Annotated in this window: 15 protein-coding genes; 12 read left to right on the forward strand and 3 right to left on the reverse strand. The window is 47.4% G+C overall.

The window, feature by feature from the left end; all coding sequences use genetic code 11:
* The first annotated feature begins 3 nt into the window (after positions 1-3).
* The 5 genes from nuoJ to ACMA1I_RS14280 are packed head-to-tail and all read left to right on the forward strand — an operon-like array spanning position 4 to position 5,758.
* Positions 4-534, forward strand: coding sequence for an NADH-quinone oxidoreductase subunit J (gene nuoJ / locus ACMA1I_RS14260; protein ID WP_337069055.1), 531 nt, complete (start codon positions 4-6; stop codon positions 532-534).
* Entirely contained in the window at positions 531-839 is a 309-nt protein-coding gene (gene nuoK / locus ACMA1I_RS14265; RefSeq protein ID WP_337069056.1) for an NADH-quinone oxidoreductase subunit NuoK, read from the forward strand. The genes nuoJ and nuoK overlap by 4 nt, the downstream gene beginning before the upstream one ends.
* A gap of 5 nt (positions 840-844) precedes the next feature.
* Complete coding sequence (gene nuoL, locus ACMA1I_RS14270) at positions 845-2,731, forward strand: NADH-quinone oxidoreductase subunit L (RefSeq protein WP_337069057.1); 1,887 nt, start codon at positions 845-847, stop codon at positions 2,729-2,731.
* Positions 2,728-4,308: an NADH-quinone oxidoreductase subunit M gene (gene nuoM, locus ACMA1I_RS14275; RefSeq protein WP_337069058.1), complete on the forward strand. Its 1,581-nt coding sequence runs from the start codon at positions 2,728-2,730 to the stop codon at positions 4,306-4,308. Before nuoL ends, nuoM begins: the two co-directional genes overlap by 4 nt.
* Positions 4,295-5,758: an NADH-quinone oxidoreductase subunit N gene (locus ACMA1I_RS14280; RefSeq protein WP_337069059.1), complete on the forward strand. Its 1,464-nt coding sequence runs from the start codon at positions 4,295-4,297 to the stop codon at positions 5,756-5,758. The genes nuoM and ACMA1I_RS14280 overlap by 14 nt, the downstream gene beginning before the upstream one ends.
* Before the next feature lie 615 nt (positions 5,759-6,373).
* On the opposite strand, the gene ACMA1I_RS14285 is transcribed toward ACMA1I_RS14280, so the two are convergent.
* Complete coding sequence (locus ACMA1I_RS14285; RefSeq protein WP_337069060.1) at positions 6,374-9,865, reverse strand: PA14 domain-containing protein; 3,492 nt, start codon at positions 9,863-9,865, stop codon at positions 6,374-6,376.
* Between the two features lie 675 nt (positions 9,866-10,540).
* Between ACMA1I_RS14285 and ACMA1I_RS14290 the strand changes: the two genes are divergently transcribed.
* Complete coding sequence (locus ACMA1I_RS14290) at positions 10,541-11,977, forward strand: M48 family metalloprotease (RefSeq protein WP_337069061.1); 1,437 nt, start codon at positions 10,541-10,543, stop codon at positions 11,975-11,977.
* Positions 11,978-12,442: 465 nt separating this feature from the next.
* Here the strand turns inward: ACMA1I_RS14290 and yiaK are convergent, their stop codons facing one another.
* Positions 12,443-13,426 (reverse strand): 3-dehydro-L-gulonate 2-dehydrogenase, encoded by a 984-nt coding sequence (gene yiaK / locus ACMA1I_RS14295; protein ID WP_337069062.1) that lies wholly within the window; start codon positions 13,424-13,426, stop codon positions 12,443-12,445.
* Between the two features lie 167 nt (positions 13,427-13,593).
* Between yiaK and ACMA1I_RS14300 the strand changes: the two genes are divergently transcribed.
* A complete protein-coding gene (locus ACMA1I_RS14300; protein WP_337069063.1) occupies positions 13,594-13,728 on the forward strand; it encodes a hypothetical protein in 135 nt (44 codons plus the stop codon).
* 84 nt (positions 13,729-13,812) lie between these two features.
* Positions 13,813-16,389: a phosphoenolpyruvate carboxylase gene (locus ACMA1I_RS14305; RefSeq protein WP_337069064.1), complete on the forward strand. Its 2,577-nt coding sequence runs from the start codon at positions 13,813-13,815 to the stop codon at positions 16,387-16,389.
* A 263-nt stretch (positions 16,390-16,652) separates the two neighbouring features.
* Here the strand turns inward: ACMA1I_RS14305 and ACMA1I_RS14310 are convergent, their stop codons facing one another.
* On the reverse strand, positions 16,653-19,622 hold the full coding sequence (locus tag ACMA1I_RS14310) for a PAS domain S-box protein (protein ID WP_337069065.1): 2,970 nt from the start codon (positions 19,620-19,622) through the stop codon (positions 16,653-16,655).
* Positions 19,623-20,348: 726 nt separating this feature from the next.
* Here ACMA1I_RS14310 and ACMA1I_RS14315 point away from each other — a divergent pair.
* The 4 genes from ACMA1I_RS14315 to ACMA1I_RS14330 all read left to right on the forward strand — a co-directional run bounded on the left by ACMA1I_RS14315 (position 20,349) and on the right by ACMA1I_RS14330 (position 23,360).
* Positions 20,349-20,966 carry a DUF3347 domain-containing protein gene (locus ACMA1I_RS14315; RefSeq protein WP_337069066.1) on the forward strand — a complete coding sequence of 206 codons (618 nt, stop codon included), beginning with the start codon at positions 20,349-20,351 and terminating at the stop codon, positions 20,964-20,966.
* Between the two features lie 335 nt (positions 20,967-21,301).
* The gene (locus tag ACMA1I_RS14320; protein WP_337069067.1) at positions 21,302-22,180 is read left to right on the forward strand and encodes a prephenate dehydrogenase; all 879 of its coding nucleotides are present in this window, start codon (positions 21,302-21,304) and stop codon (positions 22,178-22,180) included.
* Positions 22,181-22,375: 195 nt separating this feature from the next.
* Positions 22,376-22,549: a hypothetical protein gene (locus ACMA1I_RS14325; protein ID WP_337069068.1), complete on the forward strand. Its 174-nt coding sequence runs from the start codon at positions 22,376-22,378 to the stop codon at positions 22,547-22,549.
* Between the two features lie 301 nt (positions 22,550-22,850).
* Positions 22,851-23,360, forward strand: coding sequence for a hypothetical protein (locus ACMA1I_RS14330; protein WP_337069069.1), 510 nt, complete (start codon positions 22,851-22,853; stop codon positions 23,358-23,360).
* Positions 23,361-24,046 lie beyond the last annotated feature (686 nt).

Below are 24,046 nucleotides of genomic sequence, written 5' to 3' on the forward strand. Positions count from 1 at the left end.
ACTATGGAAACAACATTTTACATAGCTGGCGCGGTGGCTGTTATCGCTACCTTATTGGTAATCATGAGCTTTAACCTGATTCATGCGCTGCTGTACCTGGTGGTGTCTTTCCTGGCGGTGGCCGTAGTGTTTTTTACACTAGGCGCCACGTTTATGGCCGCACTCGAAGTTATCATTTATGCCGGTGCCATAGTGGTACTCATTATTTTCGTAATCATGATGCTCAACCTCACTTACGAGGATGTGCAACAGGAGCGGTCCTGGATGAAGCCTTCTGTTTGGATAGGTCCGGCTATTCTTTCATTGGTACTGCTTGCAGAGTTGGTGTTTATGGTGGTGTCTTCGGAGGCTTCTCCAACAGCCACCACGCCCATAGATGCCAAAGCGGTTGGCCTGGCGCTGTATGGTCCTTATATGCTGGGGGTGCAGCTGTGTGGCATTCTCCTGATGGCCGGCATTGTGGGAGCTTACCACCTGGGCAGGCAGAAAAAGAAAGTGGTGCACCGTTTTCTGGAAAGGAGGGCTGCCTCATGAGCACCATTCCTATGGAAGCTGGTTTGCTGCTGGCAGGCATTCTTTTTATGCTCGGCATGGTCAGCGTTATGATCCGGCGCAATGTTATTTACATGCTTATTTCAGTAGAGATCATGCTCAATGCGGCTGGTCTGGCTTTTATTGTGGCAGGCAGCCATTGGGCACAGCCCGACGGACAAATCATGTTCATTTTCATTCTGACCATGGCGGCCGCTGAAGTGTCGGTTGGTCTGGCCCTGATCCTGCAGATTTACCACCAATTGAAAACCCTCGACAGCGACGCAGCAAACTTTATGAAAGGATAAATAGTATGGCAGCACTCCTCTGGTTAATTCCCGCTTTGCCTTTTGCCGGTGCCCTCCTGCTGGTGCTCTTCGGCTCCCGCCTGCCCCGTGCCCTGGTAACCGCCATAGGTGTGGGCAGTGTGGGTATATCGGCAGCTATTACCCTGTTACTGGGCTTTGAATACCTGTCTGAAAGGCCCGCATTTTACCACCAGGAGCTTTGGAACTGGTTTAGCGTGGCTGGCTTTAGCCCGTCTGTCGCCTTTCACCTCGATGCGCTCTCGATGGTGTTTATCTTCGTTATTACGTTCGTTGGATTTTTGATTCATGTATACTCCACCGAGTATATGGCCGATGACCCCGACTACACCCGCTTTTTTGCCTGCATGAATCTGTTTGTAGGGTCTATGTTGGTACTGGTGCTGGCCGATAACCTGCTGCTGCTCTACCTGGGCTGGGAAGGCGTAGGCTTATGTTCTTACCTGCTTATTGGGTTCTGGTACAAAGAGCCTGCGAATGGCTACGCTGCCCGCAAAGCCTTCCTGATTACCCGCGTTGGCGACACCGCCATGGCCATCGGGTTGTTCATGCTCTTCCAAACTTTCGGCACGTTGCACATCCAAAGTATATCTACCGAAGCGGTGCAGGTCTGGGATGCAGGGGCAAAAATGGCAGTCATTGTCGCTTTTTTACTTTTGGGAGGAGCCGTGGGCAAATCGGGGCAATTGCCTTTGCAGACCTGGCTGCCCGATGCCATGGCAGGTCCTACGCCTGTTAGTGCCCTGATACATGCCGCCACCATGGTAACAGCCGGTGTATACCTGATTGCCCGCATGCACGTGCTCTTTGAACTGGCACCAGCTGCGCAAATGGCAGTGGCTGTTATAGGGGCCGTTACCTTGCTGCTGGCTGGTTGCGCTGCCCTCACCCAATACGACCTGAAACGGGTGCTTGCCTACTCCACCATCAGCCAGATCGGGTACATGTTTCTGGCACTGGGTGTGGGAGCCTGGTCGGCGGCCGTGTTCCATTTTATGATTCATGGGTTCTTTAAGGCCCTGTTGTTTTTATGCGCGGGAGCCATTATCCTGGCACTGCACCATGAGCAGGACATGCGCCGCATGGGCGGTTTGCAAAAGAAACTACCAGTGGTGTTCTGGACCTTTCTGATCGGGGCGGCCTCTCTGGCTGCCGTTCCACTGGTGTCGGCTGGTTTCTATAGCAAAGATCAGATCCTGTGGCTGCAGCTGGCAGGCGAAAATGGCAATGTCTGGCTCTACCTGGCCGGCTTGCTCGGAGCCTTCATCACCTCTATCTACACCTTCCGAATGGTGTTCATCACCTTTTATGGCGAAAGCAAAACCCACGTAGGGCACCAGCCAACATTAGCCATCCGGGTGCCGCTGATTGTGCTGGCGGTACTCTCGCTGGCGGGTGGCTTTATTGAGCTGCCACACAACTTCGGGCACGTGGTGCTGTTCTCCGATTTTCTGTCGCCTATACTGCCTGCCGTTAGTGTAGTGCCAGATTTTAGTCGGTATGAGTGGATGCTGCAATTGCTGGCAGCAGTGGTATCGTTGAGCGGTATCTTTATCGCTTACCTCATTTACCTGAAGAAACCGGATTTGCGGGCCAGCCTCCATCGTTCGGACCTGGCCATGGCCGTGCACCGCTTCTGGCACTCCGGCTGGGGCTTCGACAAGCTATACGACATGCTGTTGGTGCACCCTTACGTGTTCCTGGCAAAAGTAAATAAACAAGATGTAGTCGATAGCTTTTACACCTTTGTTGCCCGGCTCACAGAGTCGTTTCACTTACTGTTTACGCGTTCGCAAAGTGGCCTGCTTCGGAATTATGTAATGGGCATTGTGGTAGGCGCCATCATGATCTTAACCATAACCATACTCTTATGATACTGCTCTGGCTTATCGTGCTGCTGCTGGCTGGCGGACTGCTTGCCTGGATAGCGCAACGCTGGCACACCGCCTCTCCCCGCTGGATTGCGCTGTTTACGGTGCTGACTGCCCTGCTGCTCACGCTCATGCTGTGGTTTAACACGGGTGCCTCCCCTACCGGCTCCGCCTGGCTCCTGCAACTGGAACTCCCCTGGATACCGCAGTGGGGTGTTGGCTTTAGCCTGGCGCTGGACGGGCTGAGCCTGCTCATGCTGTCGCTCACGTTTTTTCTGGGGCTGCTCGCGGTGTTGATCTCCTGGCGGGAGATCCAAAGCAAAGTAGGCTTTTTCCATTTCAACCTGCTGTGGGTACTGGCGGGCATCGCCGGTGTTTTCCTAGCCATGGATCTATTTCTGTTCTACTTTTTCTGGGAGGTGATGCTGATTCCGATGTACTTCCTTATCGGCATTTGGGGGCACGAGAACCGACGCTACGCCGCCTACAAATTTTTTATTTTTACGCAGGCAAGCGGACTGCTCATGCTGCTGGCTATTCTGGGGCTCTACTTTATTCATGGCAATCAGACGGGCACCTTCACATTTAATTACTTTGAACTCCTGAATACCACACTGGCACCAGCAGCTGCCCGGTTCCTTATGTTTGGTTTTCTGGCTGCCTTCCTGGTAAAGCTGCCGGTGGTGCCGTTTCACTCCTGGCTCCCCGATGCCCACTCGCAGGCACCAACAGCAGGCAGTGTGATATTAGCCGGCCTCCTCCTTAAAACCGGAGCATATGGATTGCTGCGCTTCGTGTTGCCTCTGTTCCCAACGGCTACAGTAGAATTTGCCCCCTGGGCCATGCTACTGGGGGTAATCGGTATTATTTACGGAGCTATTCTCGCTTTCTCACAAACCGACCTGAAACGGCTGGTTGCCTACACCAGCGTGAGCCACATGGGTTTTGTAATATTGGGCGTATTCGCTTTTAATGAGTGGGCACTGCAGGGCGTGGTCATGCAGATGATTACCCACGGCCTCAGCACCGGAGCCCTGTTCATTCTGGCTGGCTTCCTCTACGAGCGCCTGCACACCCGCGATATCCGGCAAATGGGCGGTTTCTGGGCCACGGCTCCTAAGATGGCGGTGGTGGCGCTGGTCTTTGTCATGGCCTCGCTTGGCTTGCCTGGGCTGGGTAACTTTATTGCCGAGTTTCTGACACTGGTGGGGGCCTGGCAGGCAAACAACTGGCTCACGGTATTTGCCACTATCGGGTTGGTTATGGCTACGGCCTACTCGCTGCGTATCATGCAGAAAATATTTTTAGAGAAAAACCTGGAGCAAACAGTACTACCAGACATGAACGTGCGCGAGATGCTGATTGCCGCTCCCATGCTGGTGCTTATTCTTTGGCTTGGCCTCTACCCGCAGCCAGTGCTCGACCTGGCCAAACCGGCTATTGAGGCGCAGCTGCAAGCCTATAACAAGCCTTCGGTGCCGCAGGAAGTGGAGCCTGTCAGCCAAACAGCTCTTTACCTGCCCGCAGCAGACTCTGTTTATTTTCAAAATTTGAAAGGAGCTTTTTATGAACGCAAATGACTTTCTCCACCTGATGCCCCTCCTCATCCTGACATTTGGGGCTATCATTAACATGCTGGTGATTTCGGTCTGGCGTAATCATAAAATTATTTATGTCATTACGGCATTGTCTTTTCTGGCTGCCTTTGGTGCTCTGTTTGAACTGCAGGTGCAGGGAGCTTATGCCATCGCTCCTCTTTTTATTATAGATGGTTTTGCGGTGTTTTATATGGGACTGGTACTGCTTACGGCCCTGCTTATCAGCATGCTGTCGTATGCCTACTTTGAGCAGCGGGAGGAGCGGAAGGAAGAGTATTACCTCCTGCTGATATTGTCTACGCTCGGTGCTTGCGTGCTGGTAATGAGTACCCATTTTGCCTCTTTGTTTTTGGGCCTGGAGATATTGAGTGTAGCGCTGTATGCTTTGATCGCCTACCTCCGAAAACGTGAACGCTCCGACGAAGGCGGCATAAAGTACCTGATCCTGGCCGCTTTCTCTTCTGCCTTTCTCCTGTTTGGCATGGCCCTTGTCTACGCCAGCACCGGCACCATGGTATTTGCTGCCGTAGCCACCTCTATTGCTGCATCTGACGAAATTCCACTACTACTTCTTACCGGGTTCGGGATGATGATTGTGGGCGTAGGTTTTAAGCTTGGCGTGGTACCCTTTCATATGTGGACGCCTGATGTATACGAAGGCGCTCCCGCCCCTGTCACGGCTTTTATTGCTACCGTTTCGAAAGGTGGTATAATTGGCTTGCTGATACGGTTTTTTATGGAGGTGGATGGTTTCCGGTACCCTGTGCTGCTGCTCATTTTTACGGTTATTGCCATTGCCTCTATGTTTGTGGGCAACCTGCTGGCGTTGATGCAAAACAATGTAAAACGCCTGCTGGCTTATTCTTCTATTGCCCATATGGGTTACTTGCTCGTAGCTTTCCTGGCAGGCAATGAAATGGGTGTGCAGGCCGTTACCTTTTACCTGGTGGCTTATTTTATTACTACCGTGGGTGCTTTCGGTATTATAGCCATGCTCTCCGATAAGGTGCGCGATGCCGAACAACTCAACGATTACAAAGGCTTACTCTGGCGCAGACCCTGGACAGCAACCATTTTTACATCTATGCTGCTTTCTCTGGCTGGCATTCCGCTTACAGGAGGCTTTGTAGGTAAGTTTTATATTCTGGCAGCTGGTGTACGTACAGAGCTTTGGCTGTTAGCAGTTTCACTGGTCATAAACAGCGTTATCGGGCTGTATTATTATATCAAAATTATAGCCGTTATGTTTCAGACAGCAGATGATGCTACTACCATCACCAGCTATAAATTGCGGCCCTCTATTTATGTAGCGAGTATGGGCACGCTTACCCTGCTTGCCTTGCTGCTAGTAGGCATTGGCGTTTATCCTACTGCTCTTCTGCAAATAATCACTAATGTACTCGACACTTTTCAGGCTGTTGCTACTAAGTAAGCTCGTATGATAGAAAATGGCCTTCCAGGCCTTAGGTGTTGTTGCCATTATAAGTCTCTGGAAGGCCATTTTTATTATAATAATTTAGCTAGTAGCTAAGCATACTCAATGTATTGCGGTATTGCGGCAGGAAGCTACAGTGAGAACACCTGAGCCATGTGCACAAGTCGACGATTTTTTGTCTGAGCGTTCAGCGAGTTCAAAATCGTCTTGATTTTTTTGGTTCTTTTTGTATCAAGACAAAAAGAACAGGAAAACAAGCAATGAAACAAATAGCTATGGCTAACACCTTAGCAGCAACTATGCGAACTTAAATTAAAAAGCTAAAAGCAATTGCAAGCAAATCTCGATCACGTTAGATAGTTAAACTGTTGGCATAAAAGTACGAGCTACAAGCTCGCACTAGCGAGGAAGTAGCAGCAGCCATGTAAACTTAGACTTTAAAGCTAATAGCCTTTGCCGATGCCTCTCGCCCACAAGCTCTTTTCAAGATGACAAAGAAGAGTTCGTCAGAAACTGTAAAAACCTAAACCTGGCGCATGAAGAGGTCTTCCGCCAGGTTTAGGTTTTTCAGGATGTGAGTCATGGGCAGCCTACGCCTCCCAACCCAACAATCTACTGCACGACCAGCTTACTTGTCCAGGATTTACGGTCAGTTACTACCCTTACACCATACAAGCCTTTCGCCACCGTTTTAAGGTCGAGTTGCAGGTGCTGTGCATCCTGGAACTCCTGCGCCAGAACAGCTCTGCCGGTACTCAGCTCATAGAAGGTAACGCGCACCCTAGGGTAAACTTCTTCCAGCGCCAGTTTTACTGTGCCCCCCGGAGCCACAGGATTTGGATATACTGAAAAGGCTTCTCTATCCTGAATTACAACTTGATGTGTAGCAGCGAGCATTTCTACAAGTGGGCCCTGTTCAAATGGCGACAATCTGTTGCCGCCTATAGGGCGCTCCAAGGTACCACTTGGTAGCTGCCAGCCCACGGCCAAGTTATCGCTGCCGCCCTGCTCCTTGTGCAGCGCTTCTATATAATAACGCCTGCCCGCTTGTAAGCGAATGGGTTCAGATTGTTGTGCATTGTAGCGGGTCCATTGTCGTGCGTAGGTCCAGCTTTCTACATGGGCAATTTTCTGCTTGTAGGATGGGTCCTCGGAGGTGCTGAGCCAAAGCTCTGCCACATCATCGGCGGCTATCCAGAAGGTATAGTCGCCTGTTTCCGGAGCTCGCACATAGCCCCGCACCCGCTGGCCGTAGTTATTTCCGATGTTGGAAGGGGTTTCAAATATACTTAGCTCTCCAACCCGTGTTGGCTTACTTTCCAGGGGAATTGTTGAAATACTTGGCCCATGCACCTCTGCCCAGAACTCATGCAAAATGGTTCCGGTGCCATCATAAGGCATTAGTCTGTTACCACCGATAGGCCGCTCCATACTTCCATTGGGCAATTGCCAGCCCACAGCCAGGTGGTCGCTACCGCCCCCTTCTTTGTGCAGCGCCTCTATGTAATAGCGTTTGCCTGCTTCTAGTGGTATGGCCACCGATTGTTGTGATTCGTATTTGGTCCACTGTCGCAAATTTGTCCAGCTAGTCACTTGCGCAATTTTCACTTTCTGAGCAGGATCCTCGGAGGTACTGAGCCAGAGCTCTGCCACATCGTCTGCCGCAATCCAAAAAATATACTCGCCTGTTTCGGGTGCTCGCACAAAGCCTCTGATTCTTTGCCCGTAGTTGTCGCCGATGTTCGATCTAGCTTCAAACGTTGTTAACTCACTTGTGCTATTAGGTTTGCGTTGGAGCGGAATACTGCTTGTGCCCGTTCCATGTACATTTGTCCAGAGTTCCTGAGAGATAGTGCCGATGCCATCGTAGGGCGCCAAGCGGTCGCCACTAATGGGCCTTTCCATTGATCCGGAAGGAAGTTGCCAGCCTACAGCCAAATGATCGCCTCCACCCTGCTCTTTGTGCAGCGCCTCTATGTAGTAGCGTTTACCAGCCTGTAGCATCACCTTGCCTGACTGCTGCGTGCCGTGTTTATTCCACTCCCTTGGGTTTGTCCAGCGGTCTACCTGGGCAATTTTCATTTTCTGGCCAGGATTTTCAGAGGTGCTGAGCCAGAGTTCTGCCACATCATCGGCGGCTATCCAAAAGGTATATTCGCCCGTCTCCGGTGCCTGAACATATCCTCGCACACGTTGACCATAGTTGTCGCCAATATTGGCTGGTGTCTCAAAAACCGGAAGCTCGTCTTCGCTGGTGGGTTTGGTATCGAAAGGAATATTGCCTATGGCCGGCCCGTGCACATTGGTCCATAGTTCTCTGGTAATGCCACCCGAAGCCACACCGGGTGCAACATGAATAGTAACAGTAGAAATATCTACGACTCCATTCCTGGGATCGATTGCCTGTGCCATAATATTATAGGTACCTTCCCCTACTCCAGACCAGGTAAAGGAGAATGGTGCTGTTCTATCTTCCCCAATTATTTCTCCGTTTGCTAGGAACACAACCATTACCAGGTTAGGGTATGTCTGATCATGCGTTGTGGTTACTTCTATGGTGGCAGGCGCAGTAAAGGTGTCGCCATTCTGTGGAGACGTAATTGTAATAATAGGCTTACTCTGGTCATTAATGGTGCCGGATAAAACGTATTCTCCTATGGAAGAGTAATCGGAAGGGGCTCCATAGTTGCCTTTAGTCCCCTCCAGGTGCAAGTAATAAGTTCCTGCGTCTAAATCCGTTTCTATAATGGCGCTCATCCCTCTGTCATCGCTAATGGCTATTACCTGGTTATCAGCATCTTTCAGAGTGAGACCTATATCTAAATTGGGATGCTCAGAGAGTGGAGATGCCCATAATCTAACGGTGCTTCCGCTAGTAGTAAAAGAAAAGACATCCACATCCGTCCGCGTGGTTATTAAGCCTTTGTTTTTTCCTTCCTGCAAATCCCCGCTTTCCGTCAGCAGCAGTGGGGTCGCGGTGCTACTCGTGCTGCCATGGTCATCTGTGCGAAGCGATACTCCGGGAAACGACGCTATAATGCCTAAATCATCTTCAAAGTTATTGGCATCAGGATAATCGCCTTTACTCCACTGCACTACCGGCACAAAAAAGCCTGCTCCCATAATGGGTGCCCAGTTATCGAGCCCGTAATAATACTCTTCCGGAGGGTTGTTGCGGCCATCGTGGAGCAGGTTGAGGGTGTGGCCCACTTCATGTGAGCCTGTTTCGCCGGCATATTTACCCAGAAAAGAATTCCAGACCCAACAAGGTGTTTCGCCATAAAAGGAGTTGGCCCAGTTAAAAGATCCAATATAAGCAACCCCACCCCAGCCTGGATAAAAGTAGTCGGTAGGTGTAAAAATCACCCGCATGCGGCGATCTGGGGAAGCCCGGTTAAAAACAGCTTCGTCGGTGGTAACGTTTAGTTCAAAGGGGCTGAAATCCTCCGCCATAATTTTCCAGGCCTCCACCATTTCTGGTACTGCTAAATCGGAGGGCTCAGCTACAATTGGCTCTCCCTGGTTAAAATTATCGTTCCAGATGGTATTGGTTACCGTATGCCCATCAAAATCGAGGAAAATAACCGATCTCGCTCCGGGTAAACTTTCTAGCAGCGGAATGATGGGGGGCGCGCCTTTAGAAGATACTACACTATCTGGCCCCTCCGGAAAACCGATACAAAGTACAGAGTCTATGTCGACTTCTTGTAAATACACCAGCCGCTGCTCGGTAGACACATACTGGTACAGCTTTTTCTGATCGGGCAACATGATGGAACCAGCCACCTGATCATCCGCAATTTTCAAATAGAAGCTACTCTTTTTAGCAGCCTCTACCTCCCCATAAAATGTCTCTGTATTTCCTTTCTGTTTGCTAGACTGAACAGAGATAACCAACTGTTCCTGCCCTGGCAACTGGTGCGTTATTTTGTTGTTTGAAGCTGACCTGCCCCTCGTGCTGGGCTGCACCACCTTAGCCCGGTATGCGGCCGAAACCTCCGATAGGGTGCCCAGCAAAATAGCCTTGTCTGACTGCGCAAAAAGTTGAACGGATAAGCCTACCCAGAGGCCAATCAGTAAAATTATACTGTAAGTTTGTTTCATGTGTGTAACTTTTGGTTTGTATAAGTGAGTCTGCCAGGTTTCTTACCAGCAGAAGATGGTGCGAGCCTATAATTTTTAGCAGGAGCAGTACAGCTGGATCAGGTAACGCGGATGAAATAAGGGCATAGAAGCTATAAATACTCCTACTTAGGATCTGCTATAAATAGTTTTAGTTGCTAAATAATAAGCTGTTAATGCTCCCTTGGGGAATAATTAAAGTGTATCAGTTCTTCATACATTAAATGAAATAATATATAACGGTATAATTATATTATCTGCAATTAAAGAAAAAGGTTTCCAGAATGGACAAAAATTGTGGTAAAGTGTAATTATTGTTAGTTAAAACGAAATTGACTGAACTTAAGAGAAGAAAAAGAAATGCCTAGTATTACATTTTAATAAGTATTGCTAATCGTGCCGGTTTTTCAGAAATTTCGCATCTGTTGTACATTTTTCTGCTTTATTCTTTTTACAATATTTAGCTATGGGGTCGCATATTGTATAGTTGATGCAACGGTCTTGGTAAGTTAAAAGACAGAACAGCTAAACCTGCCTGTAATCCGGGAAAAGCTATAATACACAAGCTGGAGCAACTATTTTAACACATGGCCGTTGCTCAGGAATAGCAGCAACCGCTGCGTTCGATTTGTTTCACCTACTAACCTAAAAAGCAAGATGAAAAAATATCTGCTTACTGGCCTGTTGGCCGGGAATATACTGTTATTTAACTCATGCGCCACGAACCCTGTTACCGGGAAACGCGATGTCATGTTTATGTCGGAGAGCCAGGAAATAGCGATGGGCAAAGAAGCAGACCCACAAATTGTGGCGCAATTTGGCCTCTATGAAGATCCGGCCATGCAGCGGTTCATTAATGAGAAAGGCCAGCAAATGGCCTCTGTTTCACATCGCAAAAACCTGCAGTACGAATTTAAAATAGTAGACTCTCCTGTTATAAATGCCTTTGCTGTGCCTGGTGGCTATGTTTATTTTACGCGTGGTATTATGGCTCATTTTAACAACGAGGCGCAGTTTGCCGGAGTGTTAGGCCACGAGATCGGGCACATTACGGCAAGGCATTCTGCCAAACAGCAGAGCAAAAGTATTCTGGCACAGGCCGGCCTGATTGTGGGCATGGTGGTATCGCCTCAGATTGCACAGCTAGGCGATGCAGCCTCGCAAGGGCTTGGGCTTTTGTTCCTGAAATTCGGACGCGACGATGAACGTGAATCAGACAAACTGGGAGTAGAATATTCTACCAAAATAGGCTACGATGCCAAAGAAATGGCCGACTTTTTTACTACGCTGCAGCGCCAACAGGAAGGTAGTGGGCAGGCCGTACCAGATTTTATGTCGACGCACCCGAACCCCGGGGACCGCTACAACACCGTAAACCAGCTGGCCGCACAGGAAAAGCAGAAACAAAACGTCACCAACCTGCAGGTTAACCGTAACAGCTACCTGAAAATGATAGACGGCATGGTGTATGGCGAAGACCCTAAACAAGGCTTTGTGGAGAACCAGGTATTTTACCACCCGGAGCTGAAGTTCCAGTTCCCGATTCCTACCGCCTGGGCTTACCAAAACTCACCGCAGCAGGTGCAGATGGTACCTAAAGACGGCAAGGCAGTAATGTCACTGACGCTGGCCCCGGGCAAAACGCTGGAAGAAGCCGGACAGCAAATGTTGCAGCAATACAAGCTGGAGGTGGTAGAGTCGAAGCAGGTGACAGTAAACGGCTTGCCTGCCCTTGCCATAATCGCAGACCAGAAACAGGAACAAGGGGTTATCAGAACGTTGACCTATCTCATCCAGTATGGCGGCAATATGTACAGCATAATGGGTATTACCACGGCGAACGATTTTAACACCTATGCCCCTCTCTTCTCCAGCACGATGGAAAATTTTAAGCAGCTTACCGATCAGGAGAAAATCAACAGAAAGCCAGACCGCATCAGAATAAAAACAGTGGCACAGGCAGCTACGCTTTCGCAGGTGCTTCGCTCTTTTAACATGCCCGACAGCAAACTGAACGAACTAGCCATCTTGAATGGCATGCAGTTGGACGACAGGCTAGAGAAAGGCACCTTAATCAAAGTCGTGGAGAAATAACTTTAGCATAAGAAAAAGCCCTTAACCCTTCCATCTTATAAATCCTCTGGAAGGCCCAATTCATTAGAATAATTTTATTGAAAGAGAGTTAACAATAAACACAGCTATTGCGGCAGAAAGCTACAGGGAACAACTCTGCCGGGCGCACCCAGCGAGTTCAAAATCGTCTTGATTTTTTTAGTTCTTTTTGTATCAAGACAAAAAGAACAATGACTGAGGCAATGCAACACCTTCACTCCGAGGTCACAGCAGGAAAAGTAACTATACGTACTTTGGCCTAAAGACTATAGCAATTGCTAAAGCCTCTCGTTCACAAGATCCTTCAAGGATGACAAAAAAGGGGTAAGAGGAAAAGGGAGATGACAATTATTAATTAACAACCTGATTCTTAATCAACAACCTGATGTAGATATGTTAAGAAAGGTGCGGAGTATTACTCCCGCACCTTTTTGCTTTTAGGCACCACTAAAGCCCCAGCACCTGCTGCCAAATCTCCTCATTCACCGGAATGCCCTCTTTCTCATTCTGCCGTCTGGTAGCCAGAGTACCTTCACCTGGATATCGTACGGAAGCATCTTCTGATTCTGGCTGCGCTGTTCTGGCATACTCAATTATTTCTTCGCTGATGCGCTGGTCCAGGGTATCAGCTTTGATGCATAAAAAAAACTGCGACACACCTGCCTCAGTGCCTTCTGCAGTTATTTGAGCTACTGTGCGCCCACCGCTCAGCGAGGCCACCAGCACATCCAGCATCAGCGATAAACCTGATCCTTTCCAGTACCCGATCGGTACCGGCCGCGAGCTTTCACGAATCGCTGCCGGGTCTTTTGTTAGTTCGCCATTCTGGTCGAAGCCTCCGTCTACAGGAAGCGTTTTATTTTTCAGTTCGTATTCCTGCAGCTTACCAAACGAAAACTGCGACATCGCCATATCCAGCACCAGCGGCCCCTCCTGCCTCGGCACCGCCATTACCAGCGGGTTATTACCTAGCCTCGGTTCGGTAGCGCCCCAGGGTGGCATATTGGCAATGGTATTGGTGGCGCAAATACCTATGCAGCCAGCTGCCACGGCTTGCCAGCCATAGGTGCCACCGCGCATCCAATGGTTTGTATTCCTAACAGCCACAGCGCCTAGCCCGTGAGTTTTGGCAAGACCTATGGCACGTTCCATAGCCCGGGTAGCCGTGTACATTCCAGGAGCCAACTGTCCATCCCAGCGCTCAACTGCGCCGTTTTGCTCCAGGCATACCGGCTCTCCCTTTACATGAATGTGCCCGTCTCTTACCATCTGCACAAATACCGGAAACCGGTTCAAGCCATGGGAATACACACCATCTCTACTGTTCTCAGCGAAAATACGGGCACAGAGGGCTGCCCTTTCTTCACTAAATCCTACGCTCACCAGCACCCGTTGAAACTGGTCTTTCATTTCTTCAAAAGTTACTCTCATATAGTTCTTCTTTAGCCTTAGCCGCCTGGTACTGCAGCCATTAACGGGCGGCCTTTGCAGGGTAGTTAAGTTTGTTGTTTCTTTCTTTTACTGGCTCTAAGCAACCCAAGGTCTCCAATAGAATAAAACTGCTCAGGAAGGCGGTTTTCATTTAAATAATTTAAAACATGAGCATCGGGCATTTGCCTTTTTCGGCAGCCATGCTTTTTGCTGCTAAGCGGCAGGCATACCAGGTGCAGGTACCACAGCAACTGCAGGAGTACAAACAGGATAAAGCAGCTAATAATGTGAAATTGCTTTAAATTCTTACGAAAATTTGAAAACAATATACCGTTTATTGTATTAAATGCTTAAAAAAAGGCTATTATTGCAAAAAATATCAATTTATGGATACTTCTGCCAACACCACTTTACAAATCTACAATAAGCAGGTAGGTCTTAAATTTCAGCTCTACAACAGTCTCTTTACGGCTCTCCCTTTTCACAGAGTTGAAAAAACTGGCGTTTTACTTTCTGTGTTCCTGATTCATTGCGAAGAAGGCTTCAGCAAAAAGCAGAGTCCCAGCGAGGTTATTACCTCCTTTGTGAAGCAGTATACCACTTACGAAACGGAGCAGGAAATGCTTGACTTGCTTTTCCGTTTTGTGCAATATGCCGAAAGACAGGTGGTATTGTTCGATGCCCTGGAGGATGCCGCATACCGCGACATACACGACATGAACGGCATTGGTACACTCAAACACCTGGAATCGGAGGTGCTGCATACTAATTCGCAAGAGCAGCTGGCCGAGAAACTGAAAGACTTTTCGGTGCGGCTGGTGCTAACAGCGCACCCCACTCAATTTTACCCTAGCGAGGTGCTTGGTATCATAAACGATCTTTCTAAAGCACTTCTCAACGACAATACTTCGCAGGTAAACAGCTACCTGCGCCAGCTAGGAAAAACACCTTTCTTCAAAAACGAAAAACCTACGCCTTATGATGAGGCCATGAACCTGGTTTGGTTTCTGGAGAATGTGTTTTATCAATCGGCAGGCAATATTATGTCTTACCTCTACAGCCAGTTTCCGAACGAGGTAAACCGAGATAACCCGTTAATTCACTTGGGTTTCTGGCCAGGTGGAGACCGAGACGGTAATCCTTTTGTAAATGCGCCTACCACGCTCAAAGTGGCCGACGCACTGCGAGGAGCCATTATTAAATCGTATTACCTTGATGTTCGCAGGCTGAAGCGCAGACTTACCTTTAAGGGAGTTTCTAACGTGCTGGTTGCGCTGGAGGAAAGGCTTTACAACAACCTGTTTGTGCCTGGCTATAACCTCGACCTGAGCAAAGAAGAAGTATTGCACACCCTGCAGCACATCCGGGCCAAGCTGGTTAATGAGCACAACAGCCTGTTCCTGAACATGGTTGATACGCTAATCTATAAAGTGGAGCTGTTCGGGCTTTTCTTCGCTTCTCTCGACATCAGACAGGACAGCAGCATTCACTCTGAGGTGCTGCGGGCCATTGCCGAAACCACTTCTGCCCTACCCCGCAACTACGACGACCTGTCGGATGAGCAGAAGCTGGAAGCATTGCTGAAAATTAATTCTACCGTGCCTCCTTACGTACTCGAAAACGAGCTGTACCAGGACACGCTGGAAACCATGAAGGCTATAAAAAACATCCAACTTCACAATGGTGAGTCTGGCTGCCACCGCTACATTATCAGCCACAGCACCAAACCACTGGATATAATGGAAGTGTATGGCTTGTTTATGCTGAGTGGCTGGAAGCCGGAAGAACTGAACGTAGATATTGTGCCGCTTTTCGAAACCATCGACGACCTTAAACACGCCGGTGCCGTTATGAAAGCACTCTACGACCACGAGGTGTACAGCAAGCACCTGAAAAGAAGAAATAATATTCAGACCATTATGCTCGGTTTCTCAGATGGCACCAAAGACGGTGGTTATCTGATGGCGAACTGGAGCATTTACAAAGCGAAAGAAGAACTTAGCTACCTCTCTAAGGAGTATGATGTGCAGGTCGTGTTCTTCGATGGCCGTGGCGGACCGCCAGCCAGAGGCGGTGGCAGAACTCACCAGTTCTATGCTTCGATGGGCCGTAACATTTCGAACAAAGAGATACAGCTGACCATACAAGGGCAAACGATCAGCTCTAATTTTGGCACACCAGATGCTGCGCAGTTTAACATTGAGCAGCTCATGCATGCCGGCATCAGCAACGCCCTGTTTCATACAAAAGAAACCACTCTTACAGCAAGTGAAGAAGAGCTGCTCATGCGCTTGTCGGACGAAAGCTTTAAGACCTACAGCACGCTGAAGAGCCACGAGAACTTTTTGGAGTACCTGATGTACGCCAGCCCCTTGCGCTACTATGCCGAGGCCAACATTGGCAGCAGGCCGTCTAAGCGCAAACCTGGCAAAATGAACCTTAACGACCTGCGCGCCGTGCCTTATGTGGGCTCCTGGAGTCAGCTAAAGCAGAACCTGCCAGGCTACTACGGTGTGGGCACCGCCCTCGAAAAGCTGGAAGAAGAAGGCCGATGGGAAGAAATAAAAGCCATGTACAAGCACTCGCTGTTCTTTAAAACCTTAATGGACAACTGCGAGATGGCCATGACAAAATGCTTTTTCCCGCTAACAGCTTACCTGGCTAAGCACCCGAAATACGGCGAATTGTGGAACATGATTTACGAAGAGTTTGAGCGCACCCGCAGCTGTCTGCTCCGTATGGCTGGCACTTCTACCTTAATGGAGGATAAGCCGGTAAATCAACTTTCTATTCAGATGCGTCAGCGCATTGAGCTGCCTTTGTTAACCATACAGCAGTTCGCGCTCACCAAAATCCGGGAAATGGAAGAACAGAAACTGGAGCTGGAGAACAAAGCCAAGTACGAAAAATTGGTGATGCGCTGTTCTTTTGGCATTATTAACGCCGAACGAAATTCTGCATAGTCTTATCTGAACACATTAATACCCTATGCCTTCCGGAGCAAAAATTGCCTCCGGAAGGCATTTTTTATTAGCAGAATTTACTGGCTGCACCTAATTTAAAATTAGAAATCAGGAGTGTGTAAGCAGAGGAGCGGCTGCTGCCTTATGTATCTGGCAAAGCTCCGGAAGGCCATTTTCATTAAAAGAATTGGAGGTGCGTTTACTCAACTGAAGGGGCTACTGCACAAGTTTGCTGGCAGACATTACCGTTCACAAGCAACTCTCTAAAACAAAGCTGAGTGCGATATCTCGGCAGCCTGCAGAACCTCTTGCGCCTCGAACTCCAGCGTAAATACTGTTCCTTTCTTTTCCTCACTTTCCACACTTATTTTGCCTCCCAGTATTTCAACCTGCGTTTTTACCATAAACAAGCCCATCCCCTTTCCTTCCGTATGAAAATGGAATCGTTTGTAGAGCCCGAATACTTTGTCTCCATATTTTTCCAGGTTAATGCCGAGCCCATTATCACGGAACATTAACCTCACTTTGCCGTCATGGTGCTCGCCGGTAATTTCTATAACCGGATGCTGGTCTGGTTGCCGGTACTTGATGCTGTTAGACACCAGGTTATAGATGATACTGTAGAGATAGCTTTTTAGGGTATAAATCTGATCGAGCCCATTAAACTGTGTTCTTATTTCTGCTTTCTCAAAGAGGATGCGGTTACTTAGCACTGCCTCCACATCGTTCACCAGCTCTGTAAGCCGCACATACTCTCTTGCCTCGTTTATTTCCTGGCGTATCTGCAGTATGTTGTTCAGGTCGATAATAACTTCATCCAGCTTCAACACCGAAAGGCGGACGCCCTTCAGGCACTCTTCGAACTTGGCGCTGTCCGGCTGCAGCTTGTCCATTAAATGCGTGAGGCCCATAATATTTACCACCGGCGCGCGCAGGTTGTGCGAAATGATGTAGTTAAACTGTTGCAGGTCTTTGTTTCGTTGTATCAGGTCTGCTGTTACTTTATCTTTTTCTTGCTGGGCCAGCACCCGCTCCGTAATATCGTGCAGAATGCCATTCCAGCGAACCAACTGCTGATCCTCATCCAGCACCACATCAAACTCAATGTACAAATGCCTTTCTACACCGTCTTTTCGAATAATGCGGCACACATAAGAAGAATTGGCATGATGGGCCGAAAGATTTTTGCTCACCTTGTACACCCCCGCCAGGTCTTCTGGGTGCACGAGGGCATAAAAGGCATCTAGCGAGGGCGATGTCTGGTCCGAAGAAATGCCGAGAATCCGGAATGTTTCGTCTGACCACACACTTTCTCCGGTATGGAAGTTGTGCTCCCAGCTACCCAGGTGCGACAGAGCCTGCGCTTCCTTCAGGCGGTTGGCGCTCAGTTCCAGGTCGTGCATGGCCTGCAGCAAAGCCGAGTCGCCTTTCTTTTTGTCTGTAATGTCCCACCTGATCGAGAGGAACTGATATGGCCTTTGTTCCTCGTCCAGGAAAGGGACAATGGTAGTATCTGTCCAGTAGGGCGAGCCGTCTTTGGCATAGTTGCGGGTTTCTCCTTTCCAGATTCTGCCTTCCTGCATGGCCTGCTCCAACTCCTCTACATGCTCTTTTGAGTGTAGCCAGGGGTCTACAATTGGTCTTTTCGTTCCTATAAGCTCCAACCTGCTGTAACCCGAAATTCTACAGAAGTTATTGTTTACATACCGGATAACGCGGGACTGGTCAGTAATGGCCACAATAGAAGATTGATCCAGGGCATACTTATAATCCGAAATTTCCTTAGTTCGCTCCTGCACCTTCTGTTCGAGGGTAGCATTGAGGCGCTTAATCGTAGTTTCGGCTAATTTGGAGGCGTTAATGTCTACAAAGGCACCTACCATGCACTCTTTTCCGTAGAGCTGCAACTGCTCCCCATGAATCAGGATGTAACACAGCTCCCCATTTCGTTTTCTCACGAGCAGTTCCTGGTTATCTTCTCCTATGTGCTGCAGGTTGGCGGCCAGAGACTGGTGGTTGTTGTTGTCTACCCAAATGTTTAGATCGTTTGTTGACTTGCCCACCACCTCTTTTCTTTTAAAACCAAAAAAGCTTAAGAAATTGTCGTTAACATTTAGCAGCTCGCCAGTAGAAAGTTCGATTATAAAAAAATTGACAGGACTTTTGTAAAAGAGCGTGGAGAATAGTATTTCACTTTCTTTTAACTTCATTTCCGAGAGCTTCTTGCTTGTAACATCGAGGTATGCCAGCAAGAGGTATTCTTTTCCGCCCAAGTTAATTTTGTCGATGCTGTAGCTCATGTATTTGTCTTCGCCATTGCTCATCACAATTTTAGCTTCGAAATCCTTTACCTTTTCATTCTTATCAAGGAGTTTGTTTATTTTTCGCTCCGCTACCGGGTCCAGCATTACGTTAATTTCTTTCGGATCTTTCCCAATTACCTCGGCTTTACTGTTATTAAAAAATTTTAGTGCCGATTCGTTTACATCAACTATTTTATAGGTGGTGGCATCCATCAGCGTAAGCATTACCGGGCTTTTGTAAAACAGCGTAGAAAACAACTTCTGGTTCTCATCGATCGCCTCTTCTGTTTTTCTGCGGGCATAAAGGGTTCTTCGGATCAACATAAAATTGATGACAAAAAATAAAAACATCCCTACCGAAAAAAGGATGAATACCAGCAGTGCCTGATTTGTTTTGGAAACGCGAGCCAGGTCGGTTGAAGCAAAATTCTTTCGCTCCTGTTTTTCTATGAGGGAAATATAGTGCCTTACCTGCTCAAGTAAGTTTGCCTTCTGCTCCAGCCAGCCTGAACCAGTGGTTGCCAGAATTGTTTGGGTAGTGTTCGGAATACCATTATGCGCCAGGTCCACAAATTGCTGTGCATAAAACAAGGCCTTCTGGATATGTATTTGTTCCAGACTGTCTTTAACCCCTGCCTGTTGTATCTGCTCCCGAATTTGTGGGAACTTGCTCATAGCCTGTTTGTAGGCCAGTAAGTAAGAAGGATCTTTGGTTAGCAGGAAGTTGTTCTGGGTTTCGTTGATTTCAAACAGGTTGTTGCTCATGTTATCAACAGCCTGCAACATACGAAGCGTCACAATCTCGCTGTCGGTGCGTAGGTAGGCATTCTTAAGGTCTACAAAAGCTTTGAAAGCAAAAAAGGTACTGCCTAAAAAGGCAATCAGGAAAACCCAAAGTATGGTGTGCTGAATTTTATCGATTTTAATCATTAAGCAGTTTCCAGGTAATTAAATGAGCATAGGTTCTACAGCGCCCCCAGTGTGGAAGCTTGCCGTTGGATTAGTAGAGCAAGATGGCAGATTACTGCGTTTGAGGTCAGCAGCATTCTGCCGACTATGTTTTTTCGATAAAGAAGCTACTCCCTCTCTTAAACTGCTCCGTTTATGGAAGTTATAAGCACCAGGAGTGGTAGGTAAAAAGCGTCTTGTAGATGCATATTTGCTTGCTGGTACGTTGCCATGATCCTCCAATTCTATAGGGAGTACAGTGCAAAAAGCAAGTGCCCGAACCAAAAAGCGAAATATAGAAAATTAGTATGGGTTTGTTTCGTTAGTAACTCCAATATAACAAAAATGTAACCAATATCATACAATTTTTTGTATAAATACGGATATTTTGTTTTTGTAAGTACTTATATGTTGCTACAACCAAAGCTTACCGGTCTGTTTTACTTTTAATTTAGCTTCTCCCTATAACACTGAGGACCAAGCAAGTGCCGAAAACAAGTACAATTCAAACCAGGCACACTGGCAGCATTGTTTATGCATTTGAGAAGCAGCATGAAACATCGAGCAAAGCTGTTGCAGCCAAAGTGCATGCTTAAAGTAAATAAACTATCGGCTATTAGACACTTATTTCTAACTTTGCATTTTAGCTAGGGCCACCGCAATATTGCATACTGGCTTGTGCTTTCTTAACACATAAACCTATCAGACATGAAAAAATCTATTGTATATGCAGCCGCCTTGGCAGTTTTAACTTTTAGTGCCTGCTCCTCAGAAAATAAAAACGAGGCAACCGATTCGCATGAGCAGGCGCATGCTACCCATGAAGATGCTGCCACTGGAAATATAGTTGTGGAAGCACCCTCCTACTCTTCGGTTCCTGATCCTGTTAAAACGCAGATTTCCTCGTTGCTAAAGGAATACCTGACACTAAAAGATGCATTGGTAGCAGAGAATGCCGGTAATGCAAAAGCAGCGGCTGAAAGAATAGTTACCTTAACCAACTCAATGCCGGTAGCCACACTGACAGGTGAGCAAAAGCAATTTGCCGAAGATAAAACTGCTACCGTGCAGCAAACTGCCTCTGGCATTGCCGGTACCACAGACTTAGGTGCTCAGCGTCAACAATTAGAGGAATTATCCGAAGCTACTTTTGCCCTGACAAAAGCTTTTGGAGCAGCAGATGCTGAACTATACTACCAGCATTGCCCTATGGCTTTTAACGACAAAGGTGCCTACTGGCTCAGCTCCGAAAAAGAGATACGTAACCCGTATTATGGAAAAAGCATGCTGAAGTGCGGTACGAACGAAGAAGTTTACCAGAACTAACCTATTATCTACAAGCACCTGTTGTCTCTGGAAGACTAGTTTCATTAGTAGAATTTAATTTCTTAGCTTTACTTCAGCCAATGTTTGCAAAGTGCTGAGGTTAATGCTTTATAAAATAAAAGCGAAAATGCACAGCCAATTGACTGTGCATTTTTGCTTTTAGCGAGCGAAGCACATGTTCTGACAGTAAGATGTAAGTAAAATTTATTACCAATTAGGATATTTCTTTTAATTTATATTCTTTTACTTTTTTAACATTCCTGTAAAAGTATGAGCAGCAATCAACAAGCTTTATCGAAGCTGTGCCAGACTTTGGCCCTTTAATCTGAATGTATATGAAAATAGTTACTATAGTAGGGTTAGGACTTATCGGCGGGTCAATTGCCAAAGACCTACGCAAAGCAGATCCGTCGCTCACTTTTATCGGTGTAGATAAAAACGTCGAAAACGCCAGGCAAGCGCTGGAGCTAAACTTAGTCGATTCGGTGCTACCGATAAAAGAAGCTGTTGCTGCCTCTGATCTTGTTTTCTTAGCAATTCCGGTTACAGCTATCCGGCAGTTGCTCCCCACCCTGCTTGATATTATTCCGCCTCAAGCCGTAATAATTGACCTCGGATCTACCAAAAGTCAGCTTTGCAAGGCTGTAGAAGAGCACCAGAACCGGCAGCAGTTTGTGGCTGCCCACCCCATTGCCGGTACCGAAAACTCCGGCCCCGCCGCTGCTTTGGAAGGTTTGTACCAGGGCAAAATGAACATAATTTGCGAGCGCGAAAAATCTTCAGATGATGCCATTGAAAAAGCACTTCAGGTTTTCGATACGCTGGGCATGAACACCATCTTTATGCAGCCGGAGGACCACGACAAGCAGGTGGCTTACATTTCGCACCTTTCGCACGTGAGTTCTTTTTTGCTTGGCCTTACCGTGCTCGATGCCGAAAAAGACGAGAAAAACATATTTACGTTAGCCGGCTCCGGTTTTGCCTCAACCGTACGTCTTGCCAAAAGCTCCCCCGACATGTGGGCACCTATTTTTGAGCAGAATTCGCAGTTCTTGAGCCAGGCTCTGAGCGAGTATATTTTTTACCTGCAACGTTTCCAGCAATACCTGCAGAGCAACGACCAGGAAAAACTGTACGACATGATGAAGCAAGCCAATAAGATCCGTCCAGTTCTTGATGGTATTACCCAGGCAGCAGAAGCTCCGGCTAAATAAAGAGGCGTAATTATTCTAATGGAATTGCCCTTCCGGAGCCTTTTTAGGGTATAATAGAAACCCCGTTTAAAAGCTTCTGGAGGGAGGGACTATGGCACTTTCACAGGTGCGGAAACGTTGAGCCGCTTTCTTGATTTAGTAAATTTCGAAGACTTCGGTTCATGCACCAGTTATATATACTATAAAAAGAAAAATATGAAGTCTATTAGAATCATTATTGCCCTTATAGGTGGATTTGCACTCTCTTATGTTCCCAACAATTTCATGGATGAAAAGTATGAAGATATAGCCTTCTTTTTTATAGTCGGACTGGTGGTTATAGCAGCTCTATGGATTGTCATTTCAAAATTTAGAAAAAAGATTCTTTAGCTTGACATAAAGGGCTTTTAGGCTTGATCAGAATTCCTTGAACTAGCATAAAATTAGTACTTTACCTGGAAAAACCTCTACTAAATATAACAGTGGTTATTAGGAGAAACTCCCTTCCCAACCAATTGGAGGAGACATTAGTATTTGTACTTTGATAGGATAAATAAAATTTCCTTAAGGCTATTTTATATATAAATTGCTACATATTATATTCGTTAGTCCAGTTCCGGTTATTGGGCGTTTTCGACAAATAACCGGAACAGACTTCCGTTTATCCCCTAGTTACCTGTAAGATATTATTATGGAATTTCATCCACCAATAGTAGAAAGGAGAAAAGATGAGCTTATTGAGATTGCAAACTTTCCTGATAAATGGCAGCCAGAAGCCGTCGAGCAGGCTAAGGCAGAACTGGTAAAAAGAAGTGTGTCCGTAAAGGAGCAAGAGAAAACTGCTGAAAAATTAATTAGAAAATATCAAGCTGAGCAGAAATGCGAGATGAAGAAAAGGGCTATGGTGAGTTATGATCCAATAGAGCTGTTTTTTATGTTTCTGCGGCTTCCTGCAACCATACTATGGGGCTGGAGCCTAAAGAGTGAAGGTTATGCAAAGTTGCACAAGCAGAGATTGTGGGTTATCGCTTCAGCTCTTTTATTCTATATGGGAATTCTATTATTCTTCTTTTTATACAGCGCACCTAAAGCTGAAAAGGCGCGGCTTAAATTAATTGAAGAACAGGATATATCAGAATGGGAGAAAAATTATTTTGGCGAGGCTAAAGACAGTATGCAAATCAAAAAATCTAGCAGGTAATCGAGTGGATGGCTGACAGCCAATTGACTGCCAGTGCACCCCTCACACCACCGAACGTACGGATCTCGTATTCGGCGGTTCGATAAGGATAGCGCAGCCGCTCTTTACACCAGCTGTGCCCTCGCCCTAGTTTGGGATAAGGCTAGCAAACTCCTGCGTTTGAACCTCCTTATCGGATTTCGGGCAACTTAACGTTTGGTCCTTCATCACCCTGTGAGACCTCCGTAGCGCTTACGGCTCGTTTCCAGGTGACTACTATGACCGCTGCTGACTTCTCCTCCTGTACACGACAGGACGAGACCTCCCCAGGTAAGACGCTTATCCTTCCACCTAATCCTGCTGCATCTACACAGAGTCGTTTGTTGGCCAGGGGCTTTGCAAAGATGTGCTTGCTTACCCACGACTCCCTGCCTCTTATGCAGTTTCTGTTCGTCAGTTCAGGCTTTTGCAGTCCCGCTTTCTTCACTGCACGCCTCACGACGAACCAGCTTGCGGCTTGCTAATCGGCTTCACCAACTTGCCGATAAGGGATTTGCACCCTCTGGATAATCTGAGTATATTTCTTTCAAAATATACTCGCCCCATACTGGGCGCACACAAAACCTAAAGCACACTTAGGCGTGCCTTAGCTAAATCCGTTGGCAAAAATTCGAACCAAATTAAGGTTACAATGATTGATTCTTTTA

The organism is Pontibacter sp. 13R65 (genome assembly GCF_047525655.1).
In the GTDB taxonomy this organism is placed as follows: domain Bacteria; phylum Bacteroidota; class Bacteroidia; order Cytophagales; family Hymenobacteraceae; genus Pontibacter.